Here is a 14,174-nt window from a genome sequence, read left to right on the forward strand (position 1 = left end):
AGCGCTCTGGGCGAATACTGCAGCAGGTGCCCGGGCGAGTTCTGGGGACAGCCGGGCCTATGTCGTCATGGGGAGCGTCAGAATGGATCCATGCAGAGAATGACGAGGAGCGGAAGGCGGTGAGCAGCATGACCAACGACGCGCCGACCGATCGTGGGCCCGTGTTCGACGGTGTCCGCATCGGTAGGCCTGCGACGGGCGCGCTGATCGACGCCGGGTATCGCACGGTGCTCGACCTTCCGGCGGACCTCGCGGTGTTGTCCGCGCTGCACGGAGTGGGGCCGTCGGCGATCAGGCGGTTGGCCGAGGCGCGCGACGATCGGCGTTGACGGGAACGATCCCTTCCACCTCCAAGATATAGCGCACGGTGGGGCTTGCGGCAAGCCCCCGCGGTCGGCGCAGAATGGCTCGCTCGATGCCATGACCTGCACGTTTCCCCGATCGGAGCCGACCTGTGGACACCGTGTTCGCCCTGCCCCCGCACCGCCGAGCCAAGGCCGACCCCGCCTCGATCGCGGCGGATGATCGACATCTCGCCAGAATCGACGCGGCCCTGCGTCGGTCCCTCGCGGATCTCGAACGACGCCTCGCCCGGACTCGCGCCGCCCCTGGCCGATCCGGCCAGGACGCGATGGAACGCGACCTGGAGACACATCGACTCACCGCCGAGATCCGCGCAGTGCGTCGTGTCGGGCGGGACATGTGTCTCGGGCGACTCGTGCCGGCGGACGGAACGGAGCCGGTGTACGTCGGGCGGCGCGGACTCCTCGACGAGGCCGGTCATCCTCTGCTCGTCGACTGGCGCTCACCAGCAGCAGCACCGTTCTTCGCCGCGACCCCGGCACGTCCGATGGGTGTTGCCTGGCGGCGTCGTTACCGGTGGACCGGAGGACGAGTGAGCGATTACTGGGACGAGGTGTTCACCGCTGAGATCCCCGACGGCGCCGTGGCATTGGACGATCGGTCGGCCATCGTCGCCGATCTCGGGGCGGCGCGGTCGTCCCGCATGCGCGACGTGCTGGGCACCATCGCAGCGGACCAGGATGCGATCGTCCGCGCCCCGTCCAGAGGAGTGCGTGTGGTGGACGGCGGCCCCGGAACGGGAAAGAGCGTGGTCGCGCTGCACCGTGCGGCCTACCTTCTGTATGCGGATCCGCAGGTCGGGCACCACCGCGGCGGGGTTCTGGTGATCGGACCGCACGAGCCCTACCTGTCGTACGTCGCCGACGTGCTTCCTGATCTCGGAGAGGACGGCGTCCGGGTGTGCCTGCTCGACGAGATGGTTCCCGAGGGCCGGAATGCAGTAGCGGAGGCCTCACCACGCGCCGCCGCGGTGAAAGGCTCCGCGTCGATGACGGAGATGATCGATCGCGCGATCCGCTTCTACGAGACTCCGCCCGCGAACGACATGGTCGTCGAGACCGAGTGGGGTGCAGTGCTGCTCCGGGCAGCCGACTGGGCGGAAGCCTTCACGGCACCCGACGCGGAGACTCCGCACAACGATGCGAGAGAGGAGATCTGGGCGGCGCTGAGCGACATCGTCGTCGACCGCCTCGCCGGCGACGTGTCGGCCGCCGAGCTGACGTCGTCGCTGCGGGCGATCGACGAGCTTCGCGACAGCGTCGAGTCGTCGTGGACGGTGATCGATGCTCCCGATCTCGTCGCCGACCTCTGGGCCGTGCCGGCATACCTACGCCATTGCGCGCCCTGGTTGGACGAGGACGACAGGGCCGCGGTCCGCAGAGACCTCGGTGCGCCCTGGACGACTGCGGATCTCCCTCTTCTCGACGTCGCTCGTCGCCGCCTCGGAGACCCACGGGCGACGACAATGCGCGTGCGCCGTGCCCGGACGATCGCCTCCGAGCGTGCGCGCCGACGCGCGGTGGTCGACGATCTCGTCGAGTCCGACGATTCGGAGCTTCGTGTCATGTCGATGCTCCGCGGCGACGACTTGCAGAATATGCTGGACTACAACGAGTTTCCGACGGGCGAACCGGATCGGCTTGCTGGTCCGTTCTCCCACGTCGTCGTCGACGAGGCCCAGGAACTGACGGATGCGCAGTGGCAGATGATCCGTGCCCGCTGCCCGTCGGGCAGTCTCACGGTGGTGGGTGACCGCGCGCAGGCCCACAGCGGTTTCCCGGAATCCTGGGAGGCGCGGCTGGCGCGTGTCGGATTCACCGACGTGGCGGTGTCCACGCTCGACGTCAACTACCGCACACCGGCCGAGATCATGGCCGCGGCCGAACCGGTCATCAAAGCGGTCCTCCCCGACGCGAACGTGCCTCGTTCGGTCCGCAGCACCGGGGTGGTCGTTCGCCACGCCGGAGTGGACGACCTGGACGCGATTCTCGACGAGTGGGCCGCGGCCGGCGAGGGCGTGGCATGCGTCATCGGTATGCCGGCTCGGCCGGACACCGAGCGGATCCGTTCTCTGAGCGCACGGTCGGTCAAGGGGCTCGAGTTCGATCTTGTCGTCCTCGTCGAGGGGCCGGGTGTGGACAGCGCCGTCGACCGCTACGTGGCGATGACGCGGGCGACGCGGCAACTCGTGGTGCTGAGCTGATCGACTGGTGCGGGTGGGATGGTTCCGAGACGGCATTCCTGGTGTCCCTCGTCGGTCGAGACCTCGTCTGTCTCAGGGTGGGGTCGGGGTGTTCCCGGATGTTCGGGCGAGCGGAACGTTCCTAGTGTCGATCGTGTGCAGACACCCTCGGAGACGACGCGCATGAGTATGCCTGCGGCGGTGGCCTTTCTCCTCGCTGCGGCAGCCGGGCTGCTGCATGCGGCCGCGAGCGCGTACTGGGCGGTGGGAGGTCGATGGCAGCTCGCCTCGGTGGGGGACTGGGCGGTGACCCTGGCCGACGACCGACCGGTGGCGAGCGGTCTTGCGCTCGGTGTCGTCGCTGTCGTGAAGGCCGGCGCTGCTGTCCTCCCGTGGGTGACCGAGCGGGTCCGCGGCCACCGTTATCGGCAGGTCCGCGTGTGCGGGTGGTGCGCGGGCGGTGCGCTGTTCGTGTGGGGCGCAGTGTCGACGGTGTCCGCGGTAGCGGTGCTCGTCGGCGTCATCGTGCCCGACGGCGGGTACGACCGGACCGCGATGATCGGGCATGCCGTGGTCTGGGATCCGCTGTTCACGGTCTGGGGAGCAGCGCTGCTGACCGGGTTGTGGTCCACCACGCACCGGGCCACAGCGCTGACGGGAGTACGACGATGACCGCGGCACGACGAGTCGTCGCCGTGTTTCTGGGCGCCCTGACACTGCTCGCACTGTCGATCCGCCCAGCGGCCGGTCGAGGGCACGACGAGGAGTCTTTGCAGGGCCTCGTCACTCGGTGGGCCTCGGAGATCGGTGCACCGGGCATGGCCGCACGGATCGTCGACAGCGACGGTGCACGGTCTGCGGCATTCGTGGGAGTCGACGGGGACGGTCACGACATCGACGGGTCGACCCCTTTCGTCTGGGGGTCGGTGTCGAAGCAGTTCGCGGCAGCGACAGCGAGGGGCCTCGAGCGCGAGGGTGTTCTCGACGCCACAAGCCCTGTCGTCGAGGTGGTCCCGCAGGCTCGCCGAGTGCTCTCCGACCCCGCAGTGACCGTCGACGACCTCGTTCATCACACCAGCGGGCTGCCGCACGACATCACCGTCACGGACGAGTGGACCCGAAGGGGTTCCGCGACAGACGCCGTCACCGCCCTCGACGCGCCGAAGGGGGCTGGTCCTCGTGGTGAGTTCCGGTACTCGAGTCTGAACTACCTGCTCCTGCAGGCTGTGATCGAGCAGGCGGCAGGGTCCTCCTACGCGGACGCCGTGCGCCGCGTCGTACTCGATCCCGCCGGTAGTGACGCCATCACCGACCCGCAGCTGTTCGTCGACAGTGTTCCGCGGGGACACGTTCCGTTCTTCGGTTCCACCCGCCCGGTCGACGTCGGTGTCGATTCGGCGGGGTTGGGATACGGCTACCTCGCCGGTTCCATCGATGACCTGGGACGCTATGCGTCGTGGCGACTGCGGGAACGTCACGGCGGCGAAGCCCGGTATCGCGAGGTGCCGACGGCTCAGGGTTCGACCTACGGTGACGGCCTGTTCCACGAGAGGATCGATGGCCACGATGTCTGGTGGCATGCGGGTGCGGTGCCCGGCTACTACACCTACGTCTCTCTGATTCCGTCCCTGGACACAGCAATCATGTTGGCGGCGAACCGATACGGTGAGATCGAGGCCGATCGGCTCGCGGCCGTCGGCCGGAACCTGACGACGTCGGTGACGGGTGGACGGACGAGCGAGCTTCCCGAGTCCTCGGCGTCCACCGTGCTCGGAGCGCTCGCTGCGATCATCGCGACGCTGGTGGTCGGCATCGGCGTTCACGCGGTCCGCATCGTCTCGGGCAGGACGCCCCAGCGGACCAGAGGAGTCGCCGTCGTGCGCGGGGTCGTGGCGGTCGGGGTAGGGACAGCGGCCGCTGTCGCCGTCCTGTTCGGACTGTCTGCGACGACCGGCGCGGGGTTGTCGGTGGCAGGCAGGTGGGCGCCGGACGTGGCTCTGCTGGTGTGGGTATTGCTCGTGGCGATCGCTGCGGCCGCCGTGGTCGACGTGCTCGGGCAGGTCGTGGCGTGCCGACGTGTCCGTGGGGCGCAGTGAGGTCAGGCATCGGGAGTGTTGCTGGTGTGCACTCGCCGACGCTCTGTCCGGCTTTCACACGAGGTCGCGGCGGCGCAGAGCCCACGATCCGGTGGTCAGAAGTGCTGTGGCCACGACGATGAGGATGAACGCGGCGGTGAGTGGAACCGGCGCGCCGACGTCGGCGGGAAGATGCGTGTGCGGTGCTGTGTCGCGCAACCACTGGGGAGCGCCGATGAGGGTACCGAGCGGCCCCAGCAGCAGGTCGAGGACGACTGCCGCCCACCCGACCGCGATCCACCGGCTTCCGAATCCGTATGCGGCGTAGACGATCGCGGCGACGGCAAGGGTTGCCGGCAGCTGCGACACCGCTCCGACGAGCACGTCGACGACACCGGGGCCGTCTCCGCCGACGGCAGCAGCCCCGGTGACGAGCCCGACACCTGCCAGAAGCAACACGAGGGTTGCCGTGACTGTCGCCGTGGCGGCAGCGGCGAGCAGACGAGACACAGGGGAGACGGCGGTAGCGAGGAGCATTTCCGCGCGACCCGTCCGGTCGTCCTCGCGCAGGTGCCCGACCACGGTGTCACGCCGAACTCGTGGGCGAAGGCAGCGATGAACCCGCTGCTGGTGCTGTAACCGACACCTGCTGCCGTGTCGGCGAGGTGTGTCCCCGCCCGAGAAGGTCGGCCGCAGCGATTATTCGAGCGCGTGTCCGCCAGCATCCGTAGGTCAGTCCCGTATCGGCGGCGAATGCTCGCCGGATCGTTTTCTTACTGACTACGGCACCAACAGGAGCTTTCAGCGCTACACGAGAGCGATCAACGCTTTCGCCGCGGCCCTGGACAATTCCACCGTGTCGGAAGGACAGTAGAGCCGGACTGCCCGGACGCACCGATGCGTCACGTACGGCGTTCGCTCTGTCCGAACACACGTCGACGAACGACGGCGCCGGCGACACTACACACCGCAGCGCAGACAAGGCCGCTCGCGACGGCGACGCCCGTTGCGAGGGAGGTCAATCCCGCAACGAGTGACACCCATGCGAGGACCACTGCGCCGGTCTCCAGGCGCGCCGCCAGGACTGGCCCTGTTCTCCGTCTGTGCGCCGACACCGCCTTCAGGTACAACCCGTAGGCGGCATAGACCGTGGTGTACGCACCGATGCAGAACGCGAACACACCCACCGCGAACCACCCGGGGACGACGTCGTAGGGAGCGTCGCCGAGGGCGGACACTGCGACGACCGAGATGGGCACCACCAACGCCGTTCCGATGTACAGGAGGACGGCGAGGCCCAGCACCGAATCCTTGGGCGACGACGTCCACGACATCGCACCACTGTAACCAACTGATCGGTCTAGATCGTGCTCGCCGCTGCCGCGCATGGGCGGGTCACGGCGTGTCCGTGCGAGACCTGACCGAGAGAATCGCCGCGACCACTGCTCCGACCAGCAGGAGGAGGACCACGTCGTCGCTGCGATCGGCCGCCGACGTGCCTCCCCAGGTCGCCACGCGCACGATCACCGCAAGTAGGTAGAGGCCGATCGCGGCGGTGCGTGGATTTCCCATGACGGCACCGTATGCCTGTATCGACGCCGCATCAACGCCGAAGGCGAATGAGTGGCAGCGCACGAATGGTCTATCGCTCGACGGTGTCAGATCCGGTGCGCTGCCCCCCTGGGAGAACTTTCGGCCGAATGTGCCGATCCTGCTACGGGTATCGGCACCGACTCTTGCGCTGCGTCGCGCGACGTGTCATTCTCGGACACATGACAACCGGAAAGGCGGACACCGCCACCCTCGCGTGAGCGCCGCAGCAACACCCTTCGCGGTCAGGGCAAGAACCGCATCGTCTTCGATTCATCAGATGGCATCCGTACCCACGTTGCGGGACACGTGGCTCGCGCTGGGTCTGTCCACTCTGCCGTCCGACAGGCCGACCGCCGAGGCCGCCGTAGCGGATCTGTACAGGCATGCAGGGTTCCGTTGTCCCGAGTTCGTGTGGGTACCGTCCCCACCGGCTGGCGCCGAACTGATTGTCTCCGAACAGTTGTCGGGTACGAACTCTCTGACGTCCGGTGCTGCCGCTCGAATCGCGTCGACCGTCTCACGGTCACGCGAACGTATGGACAACCGCACGGGCGGGGTGTCGCGACGATGGCCTTCCGACAGTCGCTCCCTCTGGGCTGCACGCACGCAGCCACTGGCGGAGTCCGCGCGGCAGGGGATCGCGCCCGACGAGTTGCTGCGAATCGCGGTGTGGGATTCGTTGCGCACGAGCCTGTTCGATGGAGTGGCGGCCGCTGTGCGGTCACTCGTTCAGCGACCGACGGGAAGCGTGGCGTGGTACGGGCAGCAGGAAGCGCACCGGCTCGCGTACTACGACATCCATCGCACACTGGGCATCTCTGCCTTCCGCGGTACGGATCACGCCATCCTCGATACTCAGACAGCCCTCGCGGGGGCGACCGGTTGGTGGTGGGCATTCGACAGTGTCTGCGTCATGTCCGAGCGACCTGGAATTCTTCAGACCGAACCTCTTCCGGGAGCGGTGCACAACGAACGGCGACTGCACGGACAGAACAAGCCCGCAGTCCAGTTCGCCGACGGACGATCCATTCATGTCGATCACGGAACCATCGTTCCCGAGTGGGTGATCACCGAACCCACCGTCGAGCGCATCGCACGCGAACGGAACATCGAGGTACGACGGTGCGCCATCGAGCGCATCGGGTGGGACGTCTACATCGACGAGGCCGGACTCGAACTCGTCGACCGGACGGACGATCCGGGAAATGCCGGCGCCCAGCTGTCGCTCTACGCCACGCCGACCAGCTGGGTGGACGACGGCCGAATTCTGCTCGTGGTCAACGGTTCTGTCGAGCGGGACGGTCGGCGGCGACGCTACGGGTTGCCGGTTCCGAACGGTATGACGTCCGCACTCGACGCCGCCGGATGGACCTACGGCATCACCGGCGACGACTACTCCCGTCTCGTGCGCCGCACGTGACCACATCCCGCCGACCCGAGGTGACTTCGATGACCACGACCATGACTCTGTCCACACTCACGGCCCTGACCGGCCTCGACGTCTTCGACTATCTCGATCGAGACGTGTCGATACCCGTCGTCGACGGGCTTCAAGCTCAGGGCGACCTGATCGTCGTGCCGCGTCCGATGATCCTCCACGTACAGGCATTTCGGGGCACGCGGTCCGACGACGTGCCCCTCACCGGCGTCGAACTGCTTCGCAGCGCTGCCGGCGGCAACCCTCACAGTCTCGTCTGCGAGAAAGGCCACTGCATGTGGTCCACTCCGGTGTTCGATCCGAACGGCCTTGCGTTGGGCATCCTCGACACCGAGGTCACGGCGTACTTGATTCATCCCGAACACGGTGCGACAGGAATTGCGCCCGGCTCCTACGTCATCAGCAGGCAACGCGAGCGTGGAGTGGGTCGGCACTTTCGATCGGCTCGGTTGGTTGCGGACTGACGTCATGGCTCGGTGCGCTTCGATCGAACCAGCCGGCAGCAACGCCGGAACCGGGCCTGCTGGTCAGTCGGCCGTTGCGATCGGCGGCAATCCGGTGCCCATCGGGTCGAGCACGCCGTTCGCCCGCGAGCTCCAGCGCTCGTGCGCCGACTGCCGCGACATGCCGACCGCCTCGCCGATGGCCGCCCATGTCGTCCCCTGCATACGCAGGACGACGACGGTCTCGATTCCGTCGAGGCCGGCGGCCACCTGGACTCTCAAGCTGAGGAGGTGCCATGCCCGCGCACGGTCGGCCGGAAGACTTGTGTCCTGCTCGACTTCCCACTCACGTGTTCCTGGTAGGGGGCCAGTGCCGACGACTCTGTCCGCGAAACGTCCTGCCTCCGTTGCCGCGGTGTCCACGACGCGTCGCACTGCTGACGAGATGTCGGTCTGCGTGACCACACTGCGGTGATCCATGGGATCCTCCCTTTCTGTCAGGTCCATCCTGACAAGTAGCCGACATTGAGTCAAGCGCTGCCTGACAGAAACGGCACAAGCGACACAGGACTGTCGGCACAGAGCGCGAGTAGGCGGTGCACGGTTCAGAATGGGTAACGGGTAACGGGTGACGTGCGATGCCGAACGCAGACGGAGGACACGATGAGTACCGACCACGAGCAGCCGGACGACCCACGCGCCCACTGGCGCGTTCTGCCGGAGACGGTGTCACCGACCGACGACGGAGTGCAGACGCAGACGACGCAGGTCGATCTCGATGTGCCGCCGTCGTTCGATCCGATTCAGGGAATGGTGCGTACGTACCGCTGACGACGGCCGCTGCCGCCGGCCGACTCAGTCCCGGCGACCCACCACCGGGTTGAGCTCGGAGTCCGCGAGTCCGCCCGGCTCGATGCCGGGGAGGAACTCGCGCCACGTACCGCTGATCAGGGTCGGCGATTCCACGACACGGGTGCCGTCGGCGAAGTAGGTGGTGGCGAGTGCTCGACGCGGCTGCGTCGTCCGGTTCGGGCCCGCAGTGTGGAAGCACAGCGCGGAATGGAACGACACGTCTCCCACTGCGAACGGCTCCGCTTCCACCGCGACGTCGCGCTGGAGGAAGCGTTGGGTGACGGCCTCGTCGTACGACGTGCCGACCTTGTCGAACTCCAGATCGGCGACCTCGTCCAACACGTCCCGGCCGCGGGCGAAGGACAGCGGACCCATCCGGCCCGGGATGGCCGACATCGGCATCCACGCGGTGACGGCGTCGGTGGTCTGCAGGGGGAAGTGTTCGGCGTCGTGATGCCACGGCGTGCGCCCGCAGCCGGGCTCTTTGGACAGCGCATTGTCGTGGTACAGGCGAACTCCGGGCACGTCGAGCAGTGCCGCAGCCAGACCGCCGATGCGGGGCGAGAGCGCCACGGTGCGCATCAGGTCGTCGTGGAGCCACATCTGCTCGAGCGCGGTGAATCGCCCGGCGACGTCGTCACCGTGCTCCGCGCGCAGCAACTCCTCGAGTCGCTCGGCGAGGCGGCGCACCACCGCCGGCGACAGCACTGCGGGCAGTCGCACGAAAGCCTGCCGTGCGAAGGCCTCGACAGAAGCGGGATCGAGGGCGTAGGGCTCGGCCAGCTCGCGCTCGATCTGCTCGTCCGTGGCGGCCTCGACATCGGGCAGGCCGGGACCCTCGACCAGTTCGGCGGGCGCCGCATCGTTCGCGGCCAGGGTGACGTACCAGTCCCACCAGTCCTGATCGTCGCCTGCCCAGTCCTGATCGATACCGCCGTCCCGGTTCTGTTCGGGCAGGCGATCATTGGTGGTCGAGTCGTTCAGAGCCACAGCAGCGCCGCCTCGTGCGAGAAGGTGTAGGAACCGGACGCGTCGCGGCAGGAGGCCAGGTACTCGCCCAGCACCGGAGCGGCTTCCATCTCCTCCAGCGACACCGAGTCGTCGAACGCGCAGCGCTGGAGAAAACCTTCGGCGATGCCACGGTCGGAGGTACCGGTCGTGTAGGTGACGCGCTGATCGCGTACGTCCGCGCCGGCTCGTGTCAGTGCGTCGCGCACCTGCTCGGCGGTCGTGTATGGCGTCGCCTCGCGCACCCCGGCGCGGAAGGCGTCGTAGAACGCGAGGTAGTGCGAGGCCGCCGTGGCCTGTGCGACCAGGCCCAGGCCTCCGGGAGCCAGTGCGGCCACGAATCGTTCTGCCGCAGCGTCCAATTCGTCCGGTGGAAGCGCGTAGAGAGCGTGAGTGGCCCAGACGACGTCGTAGCCGGCGTGATCCGCAGGGAGGTCCTGCAGGGTCATTACCAGGTCGTGCCTGGCCGCGAACGGCGCACCGAGCGCGCCGCGTGCCTCGGCGACGGAGAACGCGGACGGGTCGAGCAGGTCGTAGGCCAGCTCGGGGAACCGCCGACAGGTCTGTGTAGCGGCGCAGCGCGGTGGGGAACTTTCCGCTGCCGCATGCCACGTCGAGCAGCGACCAGCCCTCGTGCGCGCGGTCGCCGAGGAGCGTCGGCCAGTCGGCGGCCAACGCCAGCTGCCGGTAGTCCTCGGTCGCGAGAGCGTAGAACGCCTCCATGCCCGTGCGACCGGCTTCGCTCCAGTGCTCGAGGCTGCGCTCTGCTGTGTCTCCGCTGCTCATGTCACTCCTCCTGAAAGGAGCCGACCGCAACACACCGGATGAGGCGTCGTGATTGACTCGTATCTGATGTCCAACATAGCTGCGCCACCGCCCACCGAGCTCGCCGCAGTGCTTCTCGACGGTGTGCGCGCCGTGCGGCGGGGAGCTCCGGCCCTGGCCGGCCTCGAACCCGACTCCTACGCCCGCCTGCATTCCGCTTTCGAACTGCTCTCCGATCAGCGCGATCTGATCGCCGAGCACCTTGCCGGCAGGCTGGGTACCAGGGGGGACGGACCGATCTCGGTGCTGTCCGTGGGATGCGGTGACGGCGTGCTGGACGTCCGTCTCGCCGCCGGTCTGGTGTTGGCGGTGCCAGGGCGCCCCGTGCGGTACGTCGGAATCGATCCGTGGATCGGCAGTGTCGAGCGCTTCACCGCCACGATGGCCGCGCTGGGTGCCGACGAGCTGAGTGCCGACGGCCACGTGGCGTCGTTCGGTGACTCCCCGGTGGACGACGAGACCTTCGACGTCGTGATGTTCGTGCACTCGATGTACTACGTCGCCGACGTCGGGGCGACCCTGCGCGCTGCTCTCGCGCTGCTACGTCCCGGCGGCGAACTGTGGGTGGCCGTCGCACCGTCGGCCGAGCTGAACGCGCTGGTGGGAGTTCTCGCACCGCCGCTCGAGGGTCATCGACAGTGGTTCAGCGGTGACGTCGGAGACGCCTTCGTCGACGCCGGGATCGTCGTCGACGACGTGGCCACTCTGCACGCGCTGGTCGATCTGGCGTCCGCGAGCGACGAGGTGCTCGACTTCGCGGTGCAGGCCAGGCTGACCCCCGATCTACAGGGCCCGGTGCGGGCCTACCTCGACGCGGTGTCGGTCCCCGGCGCGGACGGAGGCCTTCGAGTGCCGCATCCAGTGGACGTGTTCACCGCGTCCCGTCACTGACCCCGTCCCGCAGTGCGTCGTCGATCGTCTCGCCCACGGCAGCCGCGCCCACGGCTGTCATGATCGTGCCGGCATGATCGAGGCCGTCCAGTGCTCTGACGGACGTCAGCTCGAGAGCGTCGATGTCCTGCGGCGAGTACATCGGCGGAGACCCTGCCCCGACGCTCCACTGCGCGTGCAGGAATCGGATCGGCACCGTCAGGTCGCGGAACCGCGAGTCGCCGAAGAAGACGTCCGTGGCGTCCGCGACGACCGCATCGGTCGACAGCCGGATCGCACCGTCGGCCAGATCATGAGCGGCGTACTCCCCGAGGAGCGGATCGTCACGGTCCAGCAGCGGTAACGACGTCGACACCAGGAAGTCGAGGTAGTCGTCGAGGTCGTCCCATCGCTGCCGCGTTCGCGCGATCCTGTCCTCGAACACGGCTGCGACGGTGTCTCGGGTGAGACCGGCCGGCGGTTCCACCGGCACGCCTCCGTCGACGAGAACGAGACTCCTCGCTCTGGATGGGAACCGCGCTGCGAATTCGACAGCCGCGAATGCACCCATCGACATGCCGCACACGTGCACGGAGTCGAGTCCCAGGGCCTCGAGAACGGCGTCCAGATCGTCCGCGTGACGGGCGAGCGACGACGCGCCCGTGACGTCGACGCTGTCACCGCGGCCGCGGAGGTCCGGCGCGACGAGCGTCAGGTGTGGCGCCTCCGCGTGCAGCCAGTTCCACAGCATGCGCTGGCTGGACACCCCGTGGATCACGAGGATCGGATCGGAGCTGCCCGTGAGTGTCTCGACGGTGATGTGTCCGCCCGACACCGGTACTCGTTCGACGGTCATGGTGCAGACACTAGGAGGTCGGACCTCGTGATGACGGTGGAAGTACGTGCGCTGCACGTTTCGCTGTCCGATTCGGGTCACGGTTGTACCGTCGCAGAGTCACGAGGCCACGAGGGACGCACCTCGACGGCCACACACCGTCGAAGAAGGGGCCTCATGCCCGACACGTCACCGCGCAGGCACCACGAGATCGTCATCGTCGGCGGAGGCTTCTCCGGCCTGGGTACCGCTATCGCGCTCCGCAAGGCCGGTTTCGACGATCTTCTCATCGTCGACGACGGTGACGGTCCCGGCGGCACGTGGCAGTGGAACACCTATCCGGGCGTGGCGGTCGACATCCCGTCCTTCAGCTACCAGTTCTCGTTTGCTCAGCGATCCACCTGGTCGCGCAGCTACGCCCCCGGCCGCGAGTTGCGTGCCTACGCCGAGCAGATCGTCGACGAGTACGGCCTGGCGCCTCATCTGCAGTTCGGCACGCGCGTACACGGGGCCTCGTTCGATGCGCCGTCCGCGACGTGGTCGATCTCGACCAGCGCCGGCGACGTGACGGCACGCTGGTTGATCCACGCGGGCGGGCCGCTGAGCCAGCCCAAGCTCCCCGACTTCGAGGGCATCGACACCTTCGAGGGCGCGACGATGCACACCAGCCGGTGGAACCACGAGGTCTCGCTGGCCGGTAAGCGGGTCGGCATCATCGGTACCGGCGCGACGGCGGTGCAGGTGGTCCCGGAGATCGCACCGGAGGTGGACCATCTGACGGTGTTTCAACGCACGCCCATCTGGTGCCTGCCGAAGCCGGACTTCCCGCTCGGCCGAATGGGACGCGCGAGTCTCGAGACAGTCCCCGGAGTCCGGCAGATCGCCCGCCTGGCGAGCCAGGCGTTCGTCGAGGCGACGTTCCCGGTGCTGGCGCACTTTCACAAGTGGGTTCCCGCCACCGCGGCTCTCCAGGTCGCCGCGCGTCGGTACATCGACGCACAGGTACACGATCCGGCCACACGGGACGCCCTGACTCCGACCTACGCGCTCGGGTGCAAACGGCCGAGTTTCCACAACTCGTATCTCTCGACGTTCAACCGGGACAACGTCTCTCTGCAGACGACGTCCATCGAGGCGATCACGCCCGGCGGCATCCGCACGAGCGACGGCGTGCAGCACGAGCTCGACGTGTTGGTCCTCGCCACCGGATTCAAGGTCACCGACAGGGACGCACTGCCGACGTATCCGCTCACCTCCGCCTACGGCACCGATCTGGCGGAGCACTGGGACGCCGAGAGGTTCCACACCTATCAGGGCGTCGCGACGGCGGGCTTTCCGAACTTCTTCACCGTCTTCGGCCCCTACGGATACAACGGCGCCTCGTTCTTCACCCTGGTCGAGAACAGTGCCGCGCACATCGTGCGTGTCCTGACCGAGGCTCGTCGACGCCGGGCCACCTTCGCCGAGGTGACCTCGGCGGCGCAGGAGCAGTACATGAGCGCGATACTGGCACGTCGGTCGTGGCAGGTCTTCACCGATCCGACGTGTGCCGGCGCCAACAGCTACTACTTCACCGCGAACGGGGACGTGCCGTTCCGGGCGTCGACCACTCCCGAGGCGGCATGGCGCAGCCGCCGATTCCCCCTGGCCGACTACGCCTTCGGTGGACGGGCGGGCTGATCGCCGCCGA

Annotated in this window: 16 protein-coding genes; 9 read left to right on the top strand and 7 right to left on the bottom strand. The window is 67.9% G+C overall.

What is annotated here, in order from left to right; genetic code table 11:
• Positions 1-128 precede the first annotated feature (128 nt).
• The 4 genes from OHB23_RS10370 (at position 129) to OHB23_RS10385 (ending at position 4,641) form a co-directional block, all read left to right on the top strand.
• Positions 129-329, top strand: coding sequence for a helix-hairpin-helix domain-containing protein (locus OHB23_RS10370; RefSeq protein ID WP_222647489.1), 201 nt, complete (start codon positions 129-131; stop codon positions 327-329).
• Between the two features lie 125 nt (positions 330-454).
• Positions 455-2,566 carry an RNA polymerase recycling motor ATPase HelR gene (gene helR / locus OHB23_RS10375; protein WP_328811524.1) on the top strand — a complete coding sequence of 704 codons (2,112 nt, stop codon included), beginning with the start codon at positions 455-457 and terminating at the stop codon, positions 2,564-2,566.
• Between the two features lie 162 nt (positions 2,567-2,728).
• A complete protein-coding gene (locus OHB23_RS10380; RefSeq protein WP_027505536.1) occupies positions 2,729-3,217 on the top strand; it encodes a DUF3995 domain-containing protein in 489 nt (162 codons plus the stop codon).
• Positions 3,214-4,641 carry a serine hydrolase domain-containing protein gene (locus OHB23_RS10385; protein WP_328811525.1) on the top strand — a complete coding sequence of 476 codons (1,428 nt, stop codon included), beginning with the start codon at positions 3,214-3,216 and terminating at the stop codon, positions 4,639-4,641. Before OHB23_RS10380 ends, OHB23_RS10385 begins: the two co-directional genes overlap by 4 nt.
• Before the next feature lie 54 nt (positions 4,642-4,695).
• Here OHB23_RS10385 and OHB23_RS10390 read toward each other — a convergent pair whose 3' ends face one another.
• From OHB23_RS10390 to OHB23_RS10400, 3 genes are all read right to left on the bottom strand, one after another.
• Complete coding sequence (locus OHB23_RS10390; protein WP_328811526.1) at positions 4,696-5,157, bottom strand: hypothetical protein; 462 nt, start codon at positions 5,155-5,157, stop codon at positions 4,696-4,698.
• Positions 5,158-5,522: 365 nt separating this feature from the next.
• Positions 5,523-5,954 (bottom strand): hypothetical protein, encoded by a 432-nt coding sequence (locus tag OHB23_RS10395; protein ID WP_328811527.1) that lies wholly within the window; start codon positions 5,952-5,954, stop codon positions 5,523-5,525.
• A gap of 61 nt (positions 5,955-6,015) precedes the next feature.
• Entirely contained in the window at positions 6,016-6,192 is a 177-nt protein-coding gene (locus OHB23_RS10400; protein WP_156380573.1) for a hypothetical protein, read from the bottom strand.
• A 556-nt stretch (positions 6,193-6,748) separates the two neighbouring features.
• On the opposite strand from OHB23_RS10400, the gene OHB23_RS10405 reads away from it, so the two are divergent.
• Both OHB23_RS10405 and OHB23_RS10410 read left to right on the top strand, forming a co-directional pair.
• Positions 6,749-7,633 carry a DUF6745 domain-containing protein gene (locus tag OHB23_RS10405; RefSeq protein ID WP_328811528.1) on the top strand — a complete coding sequence of 295 codons (885 nt, stop codon included), beginning with the start codon at positions 6,749-6,751 and terminating at the stop codon, positions 7,631-7,633.
• Between the two features lie 29 nt (positions 7,634-7,662).
• Positions 7,663-8,115 carry a hypothetical protein gene (locus OHB23_RS10410; RefSeq protein WP_222629816.1) on the top strand — a complete coding sequence of 151 codons (453 nt, stop codon included), beginning with the start codon at positions 7,663-7,665 and terminating at the stop codon, positions 8,113-8,115.
• A gap of 63 nt (positions 8,116-8,178) precedes the next feature.
• Here the strand turns inward: OHB23_RS10410 and OHB23_RS10415 are convergent, their stop codons facing one another.
• Positions 8,179-8,601 (bottom strand): hypothetical protein, encoded by a 423-nt coding sequence (locus tag OHB23_RS10415; protein ID WP_442973029.1) that lies wholly within the window; start codon positions 8,599-8,601, stop codon positions 8,179-8,181.
• 156 nt (positions 8,602-8,757) lie between these two features.
• On the opposite strand from OHB23_RS10415, the gene OHB23_RS10420 reads away from it, so the two are divergent.
• Positions 8,758-8,925, top strand: a complete 168-nt coding sequence (locus OHB23_RS10420) for a hypothetical protein (protein ID WP_155957011.1) — start codon at positions 8,758-8,760, stop codon at positions 8,923-8,925.
• Between the two features lie 24 nt (positions 8,926-8,949).
• On the opposite strand, the gene OHB23_RS10425 is transcribed toward OHB23_RS10420, so the two are convergent.
• Together OHB23_RS10425 and OHB23_RS10430 are read right to left on the bottom strand one after the other, a co-directional pair.
• Positions 8,950-9,936, bottom strand: a complete 987-nt coding sequence (locus OHB23_RS10425; RefSeq protein ID WP_056448728.1) for a phytanoyl-CoA dioxygenase family protein — start codon at positions 9,934-9,936, stop codon at positions 8,950-8,952.
• Complete coding sequence (locus OHB23_RS10430) at positions 9,927-10,403, bottom strand: class I SAM-dependent methyltransferase (protein WP_328811531.1); 477 nt, start codon at positions 10,401-10,403, stop codon at positions 9,927-9,929. Before OHB23_RS10430 ends, OHB23_RS10425 begins: the two co-directional genes overlap by 10 nt.
• 385 nt (positions 10,404-10,788) lie before the next feature.
• Between OHB23_RS10430 and OHB23_RS10435 the strand changes: the two genes are divergently transcribed.
• Positions 10,789-11,670: a class I SAM-dependent methyltransferase gene (locus OHB23_RS10435; protein ID WP_162246787.1), complete on the top strand. Its 882-nt coding sequence runs from the start codon at positions 10,789-10,791 to the stop codon at positions 11,668-11,670.
• On the opposite strand, the gene OHB23_RS10440 is transcribed toward OHB23_RS10435, so the two are convergent.
• A complete protein-coding gene (locus tag OHB23_RS10440) occupies positions 11,651-12,505 on the bottom strand; it encodes an alpha/beta fold hydrolase (protein ID WP_328811532.1) in 855 nt (284 codons plus the stop codon). The genes OHB23_RS10435 and OHB23_RS10440 overlap by 20 nt on opposite strands.
• 156 nt (positions 12,506-12,661) lie before the next feature.
• Here OHB23_RS10440 and OHB23_RS10445 point away from each other — a divergent pair, with 156 nt between their 5' ends.
• A complete protein-coding gene (locus tag OHB23_RS10445; protein ID WP_328811533.1) occupies positions 12,662-14,164 on the top strand; it encodes a flavin-containing monooxygenase in 1,503 nt (500 codons plus the stop codon).
• The last annotated feature ends 10 nt before the right edge of the window (positions 14,165-14,174 follow it).

Origin of the sequence: Rhodococcus sp. NBC_00294, assembly GCF_036163995.1 — a bacterium.
GTDB lineage: Bacteria > Actinomycetota > Actinomycetes > Mycobacteriales > Mycobacteriaceae > Rhodococcoides.